Origin of the sequence: Agrobacterium sp. DSM 25558, from assembly GCF_900100825.1 — a bacterium.
Lineage (GTDB): Bacteria > Pseudomonadota > Alphaproteobacteria > Rhizobiales > Rhizobiaceae > Agrobacterium.
The window spans coordinates 85,639-101,808 of record NZ_FMUD01000009.1 but is presented as its reverse complement, the minus strand read 5'-3'; the positions used below and the strand labels follow the sequence as shown (position 1 = coordinate 101,808).

The 16,170-nt window shown below is 57.3% G+C and carries 14 protein-coding genes and 1 pseudogene; 7 read left to right on the top strand and 8 right to left on the bottom strand.

The features are described from left to right. From DSM25558_RS10265 to DSM25558_RS10240, 6 genes and pseudogenes are all read left to right on the top strand, one after another. Positions 1-1,464, top strand: a complete 1,464-nt coding sequence (locus tag DSM25558_RS10265; RefSeq protein WP_077104385.1) for an aldehyde dehydrogenase — start codon at positions 1-3, stop codon at positions 1,462-1,464. 5 nt (positions 1,465-1,469) lie between these two features. Further along, positions 1,470-1,802 carry an NIPSNAP family protein gene (locus DSM25558_RS10260; RefSeq protein WP_077104524.1) on the top strand — a complete coding sequence of 111 codons (333 nt, stop codon included), beginning with the start codon at positions 1,470-1,472 and terminating at the stop codon, positions 1,800-1,802. A 50-nt stretch (positions 1,803-1,852) separates the two neighbouring features. Further along, the gene (locus tag DSM25558_RS10255) at positions 1,853-2,863 is read left to right on the top strand and encodes an ABC transporter substrate-binding protein (RefSeq protein ID WP_077104384.1); all 1,011 of its coding nucleotides are present in this window, start codon (positions 1,853-1,855) and stop codon (positions 2,861-2,863) included. Between the two features lie 162 nt (positions 2,864-3,025). Next, positions 3,026-3,796, top strand: a pseudogene (locus tag DSM25558_RS10250) (ABC transporter permease); the annotation flags it as partial. Next, positions 3,796-4,596, top strand: coding sequence for an ABC transporter permease (locus DSM25558_RS10245; RefSeq protein WP_077104380.1), 801 nt, complete (start codon positions 3,796-3,798; stop codon positions 4,594-4,596). The pseudogene DSM25558_RS10250 and the gene DSM25558_RS10245, both read left to right, overlap by 1 nt. Beyond that, a complete protein-coding gene (locus tag DSM25558_RS10240) occupies positions 4,593-5,669 on the top strand; it encodes an ABC transporter ATP-binding protein (RefSeq protein WP_077104378.1) in 1,077 nt (358 codons plus the stop codon). Before DSM25558_RS10245 ends, DSM25558_RS10240 begins: the two co-directional genes overlap by 4 nt. A 67-nt stretch (positions 5,670-5,736) precedes the next feature. On the opposite strand, the gene scpA is transcribed toward DSM25558_RS10240, so the two are convergent. Together scpA and DSM25558_RS10230 are read right to left on the bottom strand one after the other, a co-directional pair. After that, a complete protein-coding gene (gene scpA / locus DSM25558_RS10235; protein WP_077104376.1) occupies positions 5,737-7,878 on the bottom strand; it encodes a methylmalonyl-CoA mutase in 2,142 nt (713 codons plus the stop codon). A gap of 203 nt (positions 7,879-8,081) precedes the next feature. Next, entirely contained in the window at positions 8,082-9,083 is a 1,002-nt protein-coding gene (locus DSM25558_RS10230; RefSeq protein ID WP_077104374.1) for an AraC family transcriptional regulator, read from the bottom strand. A 78-nt stretch (positions 9,084-9,161) separates the two neighbouring features. On the opposite strand from DSM25558_RS10230, the gene DSM25558_RS10225 reads away from it, so the two are divergent. After that, positions 9,162-10,364, top strand: a complete 1,203-nt coding sequence (locus DSM25558_RS10225) for an MFS transporter (protein WP_077104373.1) — start codon at positions 9,162-9,164, stop codon at positions 10,362-10,364. A 74-nt stretch (positions 10,365-10,438) separates the two neighbouring features. Here the strand turns inward: DSM25558_RS10225 and DSM25558_RS10220 are convergent, their stop codons facing one another. The 6 genes from DSM25558_RS10220 to DSM25558_RS10195 form a co-directional block, all read right to left on the bottom strand. Then, on the bottom strand, positions 10,439-10,750 hold the full coding sequence (locus tag DSM25558_RS10220) for a hypothetical protein (protein WP_077104371.1): 312 nt from the start codon (positions 10,748-10,750) through the stop codon (positions 10,439-10,441). A 111-nt stretch (positions 10,751-10,861) separates the two neighbouring features. Next, entirely contained in the window at positions 10,862-11,827 is a 966-nt protein-coding gene (gene corA / locus DSM25558_RS10215) for a magnesium/cobalt transporter CorA (RefSeq protein WP_077104370.1), read from the bottom strand. A gap of 144 nt (positions 11,828-11,971) precedes the next feature. Beyond that, entirely contained in the window at positions 11,972-13,000 is a 1,029-nt protein-coding gene (locus DSM25558_RS10210) for a hydroxyacid dehydrogenase (RefSeq protein WP_077104368.1), read from the bottom strand. A gap of 42 nt (positions 13,001-13,042) precedes the next feature. Then, positions 13,043-13,684 carry a ThuA domain-containing protein gene (locus DSM25558_RS10205; RefSeq protein WP_077104366.1) on the bottom strand — a complete coding sequence of 214 codons (642 nt, stop codon included), beginning with the start codon at positions 13,682-13,684 and terminating at the stop codon, positions 13,043-13,045. 17 nt (positions 13,685-13,701) lie between these two features. Continuing rightward, the gene (locus DSM25558_RS10200) at positions 13,702-14,802 is read right to left on the bottom strand and encodes a Gfo/Idh/MocA family protein (protein ID WP_077104365.1); all 1,101 of its coding nucleotides are present in this window, start codon (positions 14,800-14,802) and stop codon (positions 13,702-13,704) included. 37 nt (positions 14,803-14,839) lie between these two features. After that, positions 14,840-16,039, bottom strand: coding sequence for an ROK family transcriptional regulator (locus tag DSM25558_RS10195; RefSeq protein ID WP_077104363.1), 1,200 nt, complete (start codon positions 16,037-16,039; stop codon positions 14,840-14,842). Between the last annotated feature and the right edge of the window lie 131 nt (positions 16,040-16,170).

Below are 16,170 nucleotides of genomic sequence, written 5' to 3'. Positions count from 1 at the left end.
ATGCAGCACTTCCAGCACTACATCGACGGACAGTTTCTGGATGGGGAAGCACGCTTCGACAGCCTCGATCCGGCGACCGGGCAGGTGTGGGCGACCATACCGGAAGCGCGTGAAGGTGATGTCGATCGCGCTGTTTCTGCCGCCCACGCCGCCCTTTACGAAGGCCCATGGTACAAGCTGACCGCCACCCAGCGCGGTAAGCTGCTGTATAGACTGGCTGATCTGGTCGCCGCGAATGCGCAAAAACTGGCGGAGCTGGAAACACGCGATACCGGAAAAATCATCCGCGAGACCTCGGCCCAGATCGCTTACGTGGCTGATTATTACCGCTACTATGCGGGCCTCGCCGACAAGATCGAAGGTTCGTACCTGCCCATCGACAAGCCAGATATGGATGTCTGGCTGCGGCGTGAACCGGTCGGCGTCGTTGCCATGGTCGTGCCATGGAACAGCCAGCTGTTTCTGTCTGCCGTTAAGGTCGGACCTGCACTGGCGGCTGGTTGCACGATGGTGGTCAAGGCATCGGAAGATGGCCCAGCACCGCTTTTGGAACTGGCCCGGCTTATTCATGAGGCAGGCTTCCCGCCAGGTGTCGTCAATATCCTGACCGGCTTCGGTCCCTCCTGCGGCTCGGCATTGGGGCGGCATCCGAAAGTGGCACATGTGGCCTTTACCGGCGGCCCGGAAACGGCACGCCATGTGGTGCGCAATTCTGCGGAAAACCTTGCATCCACATCGCTGGAGCTGGGCGGCAAATCACCCTTCATTGTCTTTGCCGATGCTGATCTGGAAAGTGCCGCCAATGCGCAGGTGGCAGGTATTTTCGCAGCCACCGGCCAGAGCTGCGTTGCCGGTTCGCGGCTTATCGTAGAGAAAAGCGTCAAGGACCAGTTCGTTGCGTTGTTGAAAGCGAAGGCAGAGGCGATCCGTATCGGCGCGCCGCTGGATATGGCAACCGAGGTTGGTCCGCTAGCAACCAGTCGTCAGCGTGAAGGTATTATCGATCTTGTTGGGCGCTCCATCGATGCGGGTGCCACACTCGTCACCGGTGGCAAGGCCATCGAAGGCGAGGGGTTCTATTACCAGCCGACGATCTTGGATTGCGACGGCGTTGCTTCTCCTTCGTTGGTCCATGAGTTTTTCGGTCCCGTGCTGTCTGTAGTGTCTTTCGAAACGGAAGAGGAGGCATTGCGCCTCGCCAACGATACGCTGTTTGGCCTCGCCTCCGGCATTTTCACGCAGAACCTCACGTGTGCGCATCGCCTGATGAAGGGCATCCGGGCAGGCGTCGTCTGGGTTAATACCTACCGCGCCGTTTCCCCCATCGCGCCTTTCGGCGGCTTCGGCATGTCCGGCCATGGACGTGAAGGCGGCATGGCAGCGGTGATGGATTATACGCGCACCAAAACCATCTGGCTGCGCACGTCCGACGATCCCATCCCTGATCCCTTCGTGATGCGGTGATGGCGATGTTTTATGAAATCCGCACCTATCGACTGAAGAACGGAGCGATTCCGGCCTATCTCGACGTGGTCGAGAAGGAGGGCATCGATATCCAGAAATCGCATCTGGGTGAGCTGGTCGGCTATTTCTTCAGCGAAATCGGCACCATCAACGAGATCGTTCACATCTGGGGTTTCACCAGTCTTGATGACCGGGAAAAGCGCCGTGCTGCGCTGATGGCGGACCCCGCATGGCAGGCCTTTCTGCCCAAAATTCGCGACCTGATAGAGGTCGCTGAAAACAAGATCATGAAACCAGCTCGTTTCTCTCCCTTGGGAGGCAGCGTGCCGAAGGCATAGGCATCAAGCATACGCATAAAAAGCTCTAATAAAACAAGGAGTACGGGAACATGAAAATTACATTCGCATTGGCGGCCTTTGCTGCAACGCTCTCCGCATCGGTACCGGTTTTTGCTGCCGATATCGTCTTTTCGAGCTGGGGTGGAACGACGCAGGACGCACAGAAGGCCGCATGGGCCGATAAATTCACCGAAAAGACCGGCATCAAGGTTTTACAGGACGGACCGACCGACTACGGCAAGATCAAAGCCATGGTGGAAGCCAAGGGTGTGACCTGGGATGTAGTCGATGTCGAGGGTGACTATGCAGCCCAGGCCGGAAAGGGCGGGATGCTCGAAAAGCTGGATTTTTCGGTCATCGACAAGTCGAAGCTCGACCCACGCTTCGTCACGGATTATTCCGTTGGCAGCTTTTATTATTCCTTTGTCATCGGCTGCAACGCCGATGCAGTCGAGGCCTGCCCGAAGTCTTGGTCGGATCTTTTCGACACGGCAAAGTTTCCTGGCAAACGCACATTCTATAAGTGGTCGGCACCCGGCGTCATCGAAGCCGCCTTGCTGGCAGATGGCGTTCCCGCCGACAAACTCTATCCGCTGGATCTCGATCGCGCCTTCAAGAAGCTCGATACCATCAAGTCTGATATTGTCTGGTGGTCCGGTGGCGCGCAGTCACAGCAGCTTCTGGCATCTGCCGAAGCACCGTTCGGCAGTGTCTGGAATGGTCGTATGACCGCGCTCAAGAGCAGCGGCGTCAATGCCGAGACATCCTGGGAGCAGAATATTACCGCGGCTGACTCTCTGGTGGTTCCAAAGGGCGCAAAGAACAAGGAAGCGGCCATGCAGTTTATCGCATTGGCAACGTCGGCGCCGGCGCAGGCCGATATGGCCAAGGCCACGGGTTACGCTCCTGTCAACATAGAATCCGCCAAGCTGATGGATGCTGAGGTCGCCAAGACCTTGCCTGACCAGCAGACCGCAAGCCAGGTCAATGCCGACATGAGCTACTGGGCCGATAACCGCGATGCCATCGGCGAGCGCTGGTACGCATGGCAGGCCAAGTAAGCTGAACCTTGTGACATGCTGTAGCCGTTTAATTGGCGGCTACAGCCGGCAACGGAAATTTTGATGCCATCACCGACAAAGGCTTCAACCATGGACACGACAGTGCAATATAAGAGGCCGAGCGGCATGCGGTGGACACTGCCAGCGCTGGTCTACCTGACGCTGTTTTTCGTCGTGCCGGTGGTGGCGCTGTTGATGCGCAGTGTGACGGAGCCGCAACTTGGGCTTTCGAATTATGTCGCTCTGCTGGGATCATCGACCTATCTGAAAATATTTGTCAACACCTTCCTGGTGTCAGCGGTGGTCACGGTCATCTCGCTGCTCATCGGCTTTCCGGTGGCGTGGGCGCTGGCAATCATGCCCGGCAGGCTTGCCTCCGTCATCTTCGCAATTCTGCTTTTGTCGATGTGGACGAACTTGCTGGCACGTACCTATGCATGGATGGTGCTTTTGCAACGCACCGGCCTCGTCAACAAGATTCTGATCGGCATGGGGCTGATCGACAAGCCTCTGGCTCTGGTCAATAATCTGGTCGGCGTCACCATCGGCATGACTTATATCATGCTGCCCTTCATCATCCTTCCGCTTTACGGGGTCATCCGCAAGATCGACCCTGCCATCTTGCAGGCGGCGGCGCTTTGCGGCGCAAATCGAGGCCAGGCTTTGATGCGGGTGCTTTTGCCGCTTTCCATTCCTGGCATGGCCGCAGGTGCCCTGATGGTCTTCGTCATGTCGCTTGGATATTTCGTCACGCCCGCTCTGCTCGGCGGCACGTCCAACATGATGCTCGCAGAACTCATCGCGCAATTCGTCCAATCGCTGGTCAATTGGGGCATGGGTGGCGCGGCCGCTTTGGTGTTGCTGGTCGTTACGCTGGCGCTTTATGCCGTGCAGCTTCGTTTCTTCGGCGATCAACGTTTGGGAGATCGCTGATGCTTCTGAATTTCTCACGCCTCGGCTGGTGGAAATATGCGCTGCTCGGTATCACTCTGCTGACGGCGGCATTCCTGCTGTTGCCTATCCTGTTCATTGCCGCCTTGTCATTCGGCTCCTCGCAATGGCTGATCTTTCCGCCGGCGGGCTGGACGTTGAAATGGTACGCCGATTTCTTTGCCGATCCTCGCTGGCTCGAGTCGGCGTGGACGAGCTTCAAGATTGCCGCCATCGTCACCGTCCTGTCGGTGCTGCTCGGCCTCGTCACATCTTTTGGCCTCGTGCGCGGAAAGTTCATGTTTCGGGAGGCGCTGAGAGCGCTGTTCATGACGCCGATGATCCTGCCGGTTGTGGTGCTTGCCGTCGGTCTCTATGCGTTTTTCTTGCAGATCGGCCTCAACGGCACGATGCTGGGTTTCCTCATTTCGCATCTGGTACTGGCACTGCCATTCTCGATTCTGTCGATTACGAAGGCCCTTGAAGGGTTCGACAAGTCTATCGAGGATGCCGCGGTATTGTGTGGCGCTTCGCCGTTGGAGGCCAAGATCAGGGTTACATTGCCAGCCATTAGCCATGGCCTGTTTTCCGCAGCGATCTTTTCGTTTCTGACCTCGTGGGATGAGGTGGTGGTGGCGATCTTCATGTCCAGCCCGACTCTCCAGACCCTGCCGGTAAAGGTCTGGTCCACATTGCGGCAGGACCTGACACCTGTCGTCGCTGCGGCCTCCACACTCCTCATTCTGCTGACCGTAATTTTGATGGCGCTGTTTGCGCTCGTGCGCAAGGGACTGAAATCATGACGAAACCGTTCCTCGAGATCAAAGGCATCAAAAAGCAGTATGGCCCGGTTGTGGCTGTTCAGAACGTCGATTTGCAGGTGGAGCGCGGTGAGTTTCTGACATTCCTCGGACCATCCGGCTCGGGCAAAAGCACGACGCTTTATATCGTGGCAGGGTTCGAAGACCCGACTGCGGGTGACATCTTGCTGGACGGAAAGTCCATTCTGTCCACCCCCTCGCACAAGCGTAACATCGGCATGGTGTTTCAGCGATACACGCTGTTTCCGCATCTGTCGGTCGGCGAGAACATCGCTTTTCCCTTGAAAGTTCGCCGTCTGCCGAAGGCAACGATAAACGCCAAAGTCAAGGAAATGCTGCGGTTGGTGCGGCTGGAAGGCTTTGAGAACCGCAAACCCGCGCAAATGTCAGGGGGGCAGCAGCAACGCGTGGCGCTTGCTCGGGCTCTTGCCTACGATCCGCCAATTCTGTTGATGGATGAACCTTTGTCGGCCCTCGATAAAAAGCTGCGTGAGGAAATTCAGCACGAAATTCGTCGCATCCATCAGCAAACGGAAGTCACGATACTCTATGTCACCCATGATCAGGAAGAAGCGCTACGGCTATCCGACCGTATCGCCGTGTTCTCGAAAGGTGTGATCGACCAGATCGGCACCGGCCCCGAACTCTACGCCGATCCGCGCACGCGTTTCGTCGCGGAATTCATCGGAGACAGCAATTTCCTCTCCTGCGATCTTGTTTCCACGTCATCGGGTCGTGCAACGGTAGCGCTTGGCAGCCAAGCCATCGTCAGCCAGATTCCGGTTCATGGAGATGTAAAGCTGGGCGCAAAGGCGGCTCTGATGCTGCGCCCCGAACGCGTGCGTCTCTCTCGTATACAGACCGAAAACAGCTTCCCCGTAACCGTGAACGACATCACCTTTCTCGGCAACAACATCCATGTTTCCACGGAGCTGTCCACCGGCGAGCCCCTCTCCGTCCGTTTGCCCTTCGGGCATGAGGCCATCACAGGCCTCAGTCGCGGTGAGAACGTGCATATCGCGTTCGATCCAGAGGCGGCGCATGTGTTTGGTTGAGACGCCGTGCTGAAGTATTTGAGTAAGCGGACTTGGCAACCTCGAAAGGCCGCCAAGCCTTGAAACGTCAAGCGTTTCTAAGGCGTCCCTGCATCAGATCGATGACCGCACGGGCTGCTTCCAGCACGTTGGTGCCCGGTCCGAAGACGGCGGCGACGCCATTGTCGAGCAGAAACTGATAGTCTTGTCTTGGCACCACGCCGCCAACGATGACGATGACGTTCTCAGCCCCCTTTGCCTTTAGCGCCTGTACCAGTTGCGGGGCTAGCGTCTTGTGGCCGGCTGCCAGTGACGACATGCCGACGACATGGACCTTGTTTTCAACGGCAAGGTCTGCCGCCTCTTCCGGCGTTTGAAACAAGGGGCCTGCGACCACATCGAAACCAATATCGCCGAAGGCCGAGGCGATGATCTTCGCCCCGCGGTCATGGCCATCCTGTCCCAATTTGGCGATCAGCATGCGCGGTTGGGTGCCGACAGCGGCAGAGAGCTCGCCGAGACGTGTGCATAACGTTGCATATTCCGGGTCGTCCTCGTAGGCGGCGCCATAGACATCATGCACAACTTCCGGCACCGCAGTGTGGTCGCCGAAAACAACGCGCAATGCGTCGGAAATCTCACCCACCGTTGCGCGGGCGCGGGCTGCTTCGACGGCCGCTTCCAGCAAATTGCCGTTACCACTGCGGGCAACTTCCGTCAAAACAGCAAGCGCATTTTCGACTGCTTTCGGGTCGCGTTGACGGCGCACGGTTTCAAGCCGCTTGATTTGCCCGGCACGAACTGCGCTGTTATCGATGTCGAGAATATCGATGGGATCTTCGTTTTGCAGGCGGAATTTGTTGACGCCAACGATGATTTCCTCACCGCGGTCGACGGCGGCCTGTCGCCTGGTCGCTGCCTCCTCAATCAGCCTTTTCGGCAAGCCGTCATCGACAGCCTTAGTCATGCCGCCAAGCGCCTCGACCTCTTCGATCAACGCCCAGGCTTTTTCAGCCAGTTCATTCGTCAGACTTTCGACGTAATAGGAGCCTGCGAGCGGATCAACCACCTTCGTGACGCCGGTTTCGTGCTGGAGAATGAGCTGGGTGTTGCGAGCGATGCGGGCGGAAAAGTCCGTCGGCAATGCCATGGCTTCGTCCAGCGCATTGGTGTGAAGCGATTGCGTGCCGCCGAGAACAGCAGACAGGGCCTCATAAGCGGTACGGATGACGTTGTTATACGGGTCTTGCTCCTGCAACGACACCCCGGAGGTCTGGCAATGGGTTCGCAACATCATCGATGATGCTTTTTGCGGCTCGAACTCTTCCATGATGCGCGACCATAAAAGACGGGCGGCGCGCAGTTTTGCCGCTTCCATAAAGAAATTCATGCCGATGGCGAAGAAGAAAGAAAGGCGGCCAGCGAAGTCATCGATATTCAGCCCCTTTTTCAGGGCTGCGCGAACATATTCGCGGCCATCTGCCAGAGTGAAGGCCAGTTCCTGTACCAGCGTCGCACCCGCTTCCTGCATGTGGTAGCCGGAGATCGAGATCGAATTGAAGCGCGGCATTTCCTTGGCAGTGTATTCGATGATATCGGCGATGATGCGCATCGAAGGTTCAGGTGGGTAGATATAGGTGTTGCGCACCATGAATTCTTTGAGAATGTCGTTCTGGATAGTGCCGGAAAGTTCAGCTTTCGAGCAGCCTTGCTCCTCTCCGGCCACAATGAAACTGGCGAGAATTGGGATGACGGCACCGTTCATCGTCATGGAAACGGACATGTCCTTAAGCGGAATACCGTCGAAGAGCACTTTCATATCTTCAACGCTATCGATAGCGACGCCCGCTTTTCCGACATCGCCGACGACACGTTCGTGATCGCTGTCATATCCGCGGTGAGTGGCCAAATCGAAAGCAACGGAAAGCCCTTTTTGGCCCGCGGCGAGATTCCGTTTGTAAAAAGCGTTGGATTCTTCTGCCGTGGAGAAACCAGCATATTGGCGGATGGTCCACGGACGGCCCGCATACATCGTGGCGCGTGGTCCACGCATGAACGGTTTGAAACCCGGTAAGGTGTCGAGATGCGGAATGTCTTTTACGTCATCGGCGGTATAAAGCGGCTTTACATCAATGCCCTCAGGCGTATGCCAAACCAGGCTTTCGGGTGAACGTTTCAGTTCTTTTTCGGCAAGTCCCTGCCAGTCCTTCACCGTCTTATCACCTGACATCCATTTCTCCTGTTCAATCAGCGTTTGCCATCTGCGCAGACGGTAACGCTTTACCTCCCGAATTGGACGCATATTTTTTACGACCGCTGGCGGCAAGATATGGAGCCTGCGATACTTGCACAACCAAAACCGGTGTTACTTTCACGAATAAGATCGGACGAACTGCCGCTCCAAAGAGCCACAGGTAACCAACACGTTGAAGGTTAGCCGATGTCAGCGCGGACCATTCGGTCCATGCTTCCTCGGGCTGTCAGCGATCCCGGCGGGTGCCCGATAATGCGTTTGAAGGCGCGGCTAAAAGCGGCTTGAGATCCATAGCCGAGTTTGATGGCCGCGGTTTCAATCGGCATATGTTCCTTGCCGATCCATTGCGAAGCAAGGCGCATGCGCAATTCCGTCAGATAGCGCAGCGGCGTGATGCCGGTGACCTCCAGAAAACGTTCGGCAAAGACGGAGCGTGACGCACCCATCTGGTTGGCGAGTTCTGCGAGGGACCAGTCATGGCCGGGATTGTTGTGAATGGCCAGAATAACGCGGCCAAGACGAGGATCACGCAAGGCTGCAATCCAGCCCGAGGAATCACCGCAGCCGCACTCCACCCACGCCCGCACGATAAAGGCGGCAACCACGTCTGCCAGTCGGGCAAGAATGCCTGCGAAACCAGCTCTTTCCTGTCTCGTTTCCCGCTCCATGGCCTCCAGCATCGGCAAGAGTTCCGGGTAACGGGTGATGAGGGTGTCGACGAACATGACTTCCGGCATAAGACCGACCAGAGGATGCAGGCCGCCCAGGTCGAACTCCATGCAGCCACTAAAAATCAAAACGCGTTTTTCGTTGGGTATATCTGGATTGCAAGCCTTGATATCAGTGACGGAGTTGCAAAGCGGCGCAGCATCGAGCGACCGGATGTTCTTGCAGGGGATGTCAGGACTGGAGATCAGCGAATGCGCGCCACCACGCGGCAACAGAACAGCATCGCCCGTATTCATGGTATGGAGTGTTCCGGCAGGTGATCGCAAATAGACCGGGCCGCATGCTACGAAATGAAACTGCGCACGTCCTTCGACCTCGCCAAAACTCAAACCAAACGGCGCTGTCGCTTCTATTCGACGGTAGTCCAGCCCGACAAGGCGCATGCCCATCAGCAATTCACTGATGAGATCAGGATCAGGCAATAATCGATTTTCGGACTTTTGATCAAGCATGGCGGATTATGTGGCATAGAAAGTCCGGAAAGTCCAGTTTATGGTCAGCGCATTCTCATCCTCCCAAAGGACCCGACTATGAACCCGACTTTTAATAGCGTTTCCACTGACGCAAGTCCGCAAGCGCCCAACTGGGGTGCGGTAACATCCATGGCGTTGGGCGTTTTCGGACTTGTGACAGCCGAGTTTTTGCCTGCAAGTCTGCTGACGCCCATTGCTGCCGAGCTGGGTATTACCGAAGGTGCTGCTGGACAGGCCGTAACGGTTACTGCCGTTGTCGGCATGGTGGCCAGTCTGCTGATCACCTCCGTCGCCCAACGCATCGACCGACGGCACCTGATGATGTTCTTCTCTGCGTTGCTGGTCATTTCCAACCTGATGGTGGCTGCCGCTCCGGGAATGACGGTGCTGTTGATCGGGCGTCTGCTCTTGGGCGTAGCTCTCGGAGGCTTCTGGGCCATGTCGACCGCCATCGTCATTCGGTTGGTGCCAACGGCCAGCATTCCGCGCGCACTGTCCATGGTGTTCAGCGGCGTATCGGCGGCAACCATCGTTGCTGCTCCCGTCGGCAGCTACGTGGGTGAGCTTGCGGGTTGGCGTACTGTGTTCGTCTTGACCGCACTGCTGGGTGTCGTCGCCTTCGTCATGCAGTTTCTGACATTACCGAAGCTTGCGCCGACTGGCACGACCAGCGTAAAAACTCTCGGTGTCGTGCTGGCGCGACCCGGTATTGCGTTGGGGCTTTTGGCTGCAACGCTGGTCTTTGGTGGTCATTTCGCCTTCTTTACCTACCTTCGACCTTATCTCGAGGCGGATATCGGCGCTGGTATTGGAATGGTTTCGGCCTTGCTTCTGGGATTCGGACTTGCCAATTTCGTTGGAACATTGTTGGCGGGATCGCTGATCAGCCGCAGCTTGAAGTTTTCGCTCGCAGCCTTGCCGCTGTTGATGGCGGTGATTGCGCTGCTGCTCGTCACCACGGAGCCACCACTGCCAATTGCCGCTGTCATGGTCGCCGTCTGGGGCTTCCTGTTTGGTGCGGTTCCGGTCTCTTGGTCGACATGGCTGGCACGCACCATTCCCGACGAAGCTGAAAGTGCAGGCGGCCTGCTTGTCGCCTCTATTCAGTTCGCAATTGCCATGGGTGCCGCCGTCGGCGGGATCATTTACGACCTGAACGGGGCCACGAGTGTCTTCGGCACCAGCGGCCTGGTACTGGCTATTGCCGCCATTGGCATCATTCTCGGCGTTAAGCCACGGTCACAGGTCAGCATTGCCTGATATCGTACAGATATCTTCCAACAAAAAAGCCGGGGTTTGTCCCCGGCTTGATGCGTTATAGCAATTATCTTACTTTAGTTAGGGCAAGCGGTACCGGTGGTGCCGGTCGTTGTGGTGTTGCTACCCTGTGTCGACGCTGCACCATTAACGCAGTTGGTGTTATTGGTGTTGCCGCCTGTGCCAGCACCTGTGCCGGTTGCCGAGTTGTTGGAGCCTGTTCCGGTCGTACCGCCCGCTCCAGTTCCGCTCGTGGAACCGTCAGACGTGCCCGAACCTGCGTTCGATCCACCATTGCCACCAGATCCTGTTCCGCCACTCGTTCCCTGCGCGACCGCGAGGGATGCAAAGCTCAACGCAAAGACTGTTCCGATAAGATATTTTTTCATTGTGTTTCCTCCAAATTTTTCTGTTGTCTGCACCGTCCTAACCGGATGGGATGAGCAGAGTTCCCGAAAAAGCGGAGTAAATGGTCGGAGGCAGATTCAGGCTGGCTGGCATTATAGCCAGCCAGCCTTTTTGAAGCGCACGTACAAGACCGAACATAGTGTCGCAATGACAGCGAGCACGATGAAGTACCCATATCTGGTCTCTAGTTCGGGCATATTCTTGAAGTTCATGCCGTAGATGCCAGCAATGGCTGTCGGCACTGCCAAAATAGCGGCCCATGCGGCGAGTTGCCGGGTGATCGCGCCCTGCCGCTGCTGCTCGAGCAAATTCGAAGCCTCGAAAACGGACGTCATGATTTCCCGCAAGCCGCTGACCATACCGTCCACACGCCTTATGTGATCGTGAACATCCTTGAAGAACGGTTGGACATTTTCATCCACGCAGGGAAGCTCGAGGTGGCTCAGCTTGCCAACGACTTCCGCCATCGGGCCGAGGATGCGCTGAAAGCGGATGACCTGCCGTCGCATTCTGAAGATGCGTCTGATCTGCTCCGGCTGTAGCAAGGACATCAGGATGTGCTTTTCCAGCTCCAGAACCTTGTCTTCCAGCGTTTCCACCATGGGCAGGTAACCATCTACGACAAAGTCGATGATGCCGTGAAGCACGTAATCCGGCCCCTGCCGTAGCAGCCTCGACGAATGCTCGAGCTGCTCACGCAATTCCTTGTGCGCACGCGCCGAGCCATGTCTGACAGAGATAAGGTGGTTGGAGCCGACGAAGATAGAGGTCTCGCCATAGGCAATCTTGTCGCCTTCGAGATGGGCCGTTTTGACGACCACAAAAAGCTGGTCGCCGTAAACATCGACTTTGGGCACCTGTCTGCCATTGAGTGCATCTTCGACCGCCAGAGGGTGCAGGCCGAACATGGCTTTCAGATCGGACATTTCCTCGGCGGTTGGATCGACCAGTCCGATCCAGACGAATTCGCCGTCTTTGGCCTCAAATGCCGTCGAGGTCAGTTGTACCTCTTCGGCGCGTTTACCGTCCCGGTAAAGATAAGATGCTAGAATTGTCATCGGAGCCTGTGTGCGGAATAAAAATGCGGACTTCCAAAAACGCGCAGAGCGAATAATCGCTCCCTGATCGCCTCCTGAAAGTTCAGGGGGCGACGATAGGGGTAACGATTGCGAAAGTCTCGGCTTTTCAAAACGAGAACTGAATTATGAAACGCTGACCGGCTTCGAGCGAAGTCTGCTGGCCGTGGCGGGATCGGCACGGCGGCAAAGCTGCGGCGGCAGGCCTTTCATGATCAACTCCGCGTCTGCGACTGCCATGGAGCCCAGTCTGTAGAACGCATCGAGGGTGCCGCCGGTGCGGTGCGCGGAAAGCAGCAGACCGGGGATCGAACGGACCGGATCATCCGCCGCTACTGGCTCATCGGGAAAGACATCGGTCGCAGCGCGAATGTGGCCGGATTTGACGGCCTCTAGCATCGCAGGAAAATCCACCACCGCAGCACGGCTCATCAGCAGGAAGGCAGAGCCCGGCTGCATGGCATCGAACTGGCGTTTTCCGATAAAGCCCTGGTTTTCGCTGGTCACGCTGGCGAAGACATAAACGACGCGGGATTTGGAAAAGACTTCGTCCAGCGTGCTCGGAATACAGTCCAGACGTTCGATGATTTCCTGCGGCAGCCATGGATCGTAGACATGGACCGTGTTCTTGAACGGGCGGGTCAGCTCGCGCAATTCGCGCCCCAGATCCCCGAAGCCGATGATGCCGATAGGTGCACTGGCATAGCGGAACGTATCAACGTTCCCGGCAAGGCCATATTCCTCGGTTCCCTCGCGAAACTGGCGGTCGGCCATGGTTATGCCGCGTGCCAGATCGAGCGCAATGCCAAGCGAGGCTTCAGCGACCGGGGAAGAAAATGCGGACGCGGGAGTAATGACCCAGATGCCGCGCTCGACGCAGGCTTGATAGTCGATATTCGGCAGGAAGTTCGATTCCACATTGATGATCGCCTTGAGCTTCGGCGCGCGATCCAGCCTCTCTTTCGGCATGTCGGTCTGGCCGAAGATCAGGACGGTATCGGGAAGAAGGGCATCCACCTGTTCCGGAGGCATCTGCCGATCTTCCGAAATGACAAGTTCACCCAGCTTTTCCAGCCGCGCGCGAACATCGGGCTCCATGATCAGTTCAAGGGTCCGCGGCAGCGGATCGACCAGCACGATGTTGCGACCTGTCATGATACCTCCACGTATGGGACGGCATCTTCCGTCCCGATTTCGTTACCGCGCGGCCCAGTTTGCGCCACGACGGAAGATTTCCCGCATTTGCGGAACCTCGAACTCTTTCGCCACATGGCCGAGCGCCGAATAGAACACACGGCCCTTGCCGTAGTTCCGCTTCCACGCCACCGGCATCACCACGCCATCGATCCACCGCGCATGATCACCAGTAAAGGTGGTCGTCGCCAGCACCTCGTTGGATGGATCGACATGCATATAATACTGTTCGGACGTATAGGGAAAGTCGGTGATCCCTTTCATGATAGGGTCATCCGGCTTGGTGATGTTGACCGTGTAATCGATGATGTTGCCGGGATGCGCGACCCATTGGCCGCCGATCATGAACTGGTATTCCACGCATTCGCGGAAACTGTCACCCGCGCCACCGTGGTAACCTGCAATGCCCACGCCGTTTTCGACGGCGGCGGCAAGGTTCTTGATCTCTTCCTTCTCGATCTTGGACATGGTGACAATCGGCACCACGAGGCTCAGATCATGTACGGATGGGTCCGCGAAGGCCTCGGTGCTGTGCTCGACATAGACCTTGAAACCTTCTTCCTCCAGAAGATCCTTGATGATGACAGAGCATTCCTGCGGTTCGTGACCGCTCCATCCGCCCCAGACTATCAGTGCTTCACGCATTTCATTCCTCCTTGAAATTATTTGCCGATCTGGCCGTCAACCAGCGATTCCGCCAGCGGTGCTGGACGATCGACGGCAGTGGTGATGGTGATGGTCGTGCCGGTGTCGGATGCGGTCTGGAACGCTTCCATCACCTCAAGCACATGCAAGGCGAGATCGCCATTGGCGCGGTGCTGCCGGTTGGAGCGGATGGCGTGGGCCATATCCGCCACGCCGATGGAGCGGTAATTGCCATCCGCATAGGGCGATGACAGGTCCTGATTTTCGAACTGGCCACCCTTCTTCAGCAACTGCACTTCGCCACCAAAATGGTTGGGGTCCGGCACAATAAGCGTGCCTTCGGTGCCGTAAAGTTCCAGCGGCACATGCTTGTGCCCGGCCACATCGAAGCTCATGCCGACCTGCACAACAGCGCCGTTCTGGAATGCCAAAGCGCCGGCTACGTGGGTGGCAATCTGCACCGGAATCTTTTCGCCATTGCGCGGTTCGCTGGTAATCAGCCGTTCTGTGCGTGGCGAGAAGGCAAAGCCTGCGACTTTGGCGACCGGGCCGAACAGGTTGACGAGGTCGGTGATGTAATACGGCCCCATATCCAGCATCGGCCCGCCGCCAACCTCATAATAGAAGGCGGGGTTGGGGTGCCAGCGCTCATGGCCAGGGCACATGAAGGTCGCCGTGCCGCCAACGGGCATGCCGAGAACGCCCTGGTCGATCAGAGTGCGGGCCGTCTGATGTCCGCCGCCGAGGAATGTGTCGGGGGCAGCGCCGATGCGCAGGTTCTTCGCTTTGGCCGCTTCGGCAAGTTTTTTACCTTCCGCGAAATTGATGCCAAGCGGCTTTTCGGAATAGGTGTGCTTGCCCGTTTCCAGCGCCCGCAACGCCACCTCGACATGCGCCTTGGGGATTGTCAGGTTGACGATGATTTCGATGTCCGGGTCAGCGAATAGCTCATCCACTGTCCGGGCTGTGAGGTTGAACTCCTCGGCCTTGGCCTTTGCCATATCCGCATTCATGTCGGCCACGCCGCGAATGTCCAGAATGGGAAAGGATGCCATCGCTTTTAGATAAGCACCGGAAATATTGCCGCATCCGATGATGCCTATGCCGACTTTCTTCATATTCTCTCTCCCGTCATGATGTGAATTCGCTCCCTCCTCAGAGAGCCGGACCCGTTGTGTTCCACGGCGATTCATAAAGCTCGTAAAGTGCTACGGCAGCCGCCCCCTGCGCCCACAATTCGTCGCTCGATTTATCAAAAACAAGCTCCGCAACACCCTGCAGGGAAGGGGGTACGGAAGTCTCGAAGGCGGTGCGGATGCTGTCGATGAAGGGTGCGCCGAGTTCCAGGCTGGACCCAACGATGATCACCCGTGGCGGCGCAAACAGCGTGACGATATTGGCCAATGTCAGCCCGATGGCCGCACCCGCGCGCTCGGCTGCGGCAATGAGGTCATTGTCTTGCGCCAGCACCAGCGTCTGCGCATGTTGCATGCCGCGGCCCAGCCGAATGGCCTCCGCAAAACGCCCATCAGCATGCCGTGACCCTAAAATGGCATTCTCTCCGGCATGGCTCGCAAGCCGCACGGTCCCTTCCGGGCTGGCAACCAGCACAAGATCCCCGAGATTGTGGCTGAGACCACCGGCACCGCGAAACAGATCGTTCCGGTGCAGCACGCCAAGCCCCAATGTCTGCTCCAGCGAGATCAGCACCATATCTTCCAGGTCGCGTGCCTTGCCGAACCAGTGATGGCCGAGCGTCACGGCATGGGCATCGCTTTCGATGATGGTCGGTGTGCCGAAACGCGCCGTCATCTCATCGGCAAAGTCGATATTCACTTCTCGCAGCACCGGGCTGGAGCGGATTTTGCCGGTGCGATGTTCGATAACGCCGGGCAGACCGAGACATACCATATCGACATCTTCCAGCGACAGCCCGGCATCCACCACGCAGCGCCGCACGCCATCCTCTATCAGATCTGCGATGACGCCAATCGGCTGACGGTCGATGCGGATGGGCAGCGCAAGCGTTGACAGCACATTGCCGCAGAAGTCCGTGACCACGAAAACCATACGGCTCGCCGCGATCTTCGCACCCACAACGCGCGCCGCATCCGGGTTGAGTTCCAGCATCACCCGGGGTCGGCCCCGTGCGCCTTCTGTGCGAATATCTCCAAGATGCCGTGAGAGAATCAGCCCATCATCCAGAAGCGATGCGGTGATGGCGGAGACGGTTGTCGTGGAAAGCTGCGTTCTTTCGGTGATCTCCACCCGCGAGATCGGCCCGTGGCGACGGACGGTGTCGAGGACGTTCAGGCGATTGATCGCACGCATCAGTTCCGGGTCTGCGGTCTTCATGATTTCCAGTCGCGATCAAAGCAAAGTCTGAGACGGTATTTATATCGGATTGCGGATTAAATAACCGGGCAGGGGAGGGGTATGTCAAGCGGAAAGCTGAAAATATCAGCAATATGCCTTGACATTGAGCG

Coding starts and splice junctions, on each gene's coding strand:
- DSM25558_RS10265 (WP_077104385.1), top strand. CDS start 1: ATGCAGCACTTCCAGCACTACATCGACGGACAGTTTCTGGATGGGGAA.
- DSM25558_RS10260 (WP_077104524.1), top strand. CDS start 1,470: ATGTTTTATGAAATCCGCACCTATCGACTGAAGAACGGAGCGATTCCG.
- DSM25558_RS10255 (WP_077104384.1), top strand. CDS start 1,853: ATGAAAATTACATTCGCATTGGCGGCCTTTGCTGCAACGCTCTCCGCA.
- DSM25558_RS10245 (WP_077104380.1), top strand. CDS start 3,796: ATGCTTCTGAATTTCTCACGCCTCGGCTGGTGGAAATATGCGCTGCTC.
- DSM25558_RS10240 (WP_077104378.1), top strand. CDS start 4,593: ATGACGAAACCGTTCCTCGAGATCAAAGGCATCAAAAAGCAGTATGGC.
- scpA (WP_077104376.1), bottom strand. CDS start 7,878: ATGTCAGGTGATAAGACGGTGAAGGACTGGCAGGGACTTGCCGAAAAA.
- DSM25558_RS10230 (WP_077104374.1), bottom strand. CDS start 9,083: ATGCTTGATCAAAAGTCCGAAAATCGATTATTGCCTGATCCTGATCTC.
- DSM25558_RS10225 (WP_077104373.1), top strand. CDS start 9,162: ATGAACCCGACTTTTAATAGCGTTTCCACTGACGCAAGTCCGCAAGCG.
- DSM25558_RS10220 (WP_077104371.1), bottom strand. CDS start 10,750: ATGAAAAAATATCTTATCGGAACAGTCTTTGCGTTGAGCTTTGCATCC.
- corA (WP_077104370.1), bottom strand. CDS start 11,827: ATGACAATTCTAGCATCTTATCTTTACCGGGACGGTAAACGCGCCGAA.
- DSM25558_RS10210 (WP_077104368.1), bottom strand. CDS start 13,000: ATGACAGGTCGCAACATCGTGCTGGTCGATCCGCTGCCGCGGACCCTT.
- DSM25558_RS10205 (WP_077104366.1), bottom strand. CDS start 13,684: ATGCGTGAAGCACTGATAGTCTGGGGCGGATGGAGCGGTCACGAACCG.
- DSM25558_RS10200 (WP_077104365.1), bottom strand. CDS start 14,802: ATGAAGAAAGTCGGCATAGGCATCATCGGATGCGGCAATATTTCCGGT.
- DSM25558_RS10195 (WP_077104363.1), bottom strand. CDS start 16,039: ATGAAGACCGCAGACCCGGAACTGATGCGTGCGATCAATCGCCTGAAC.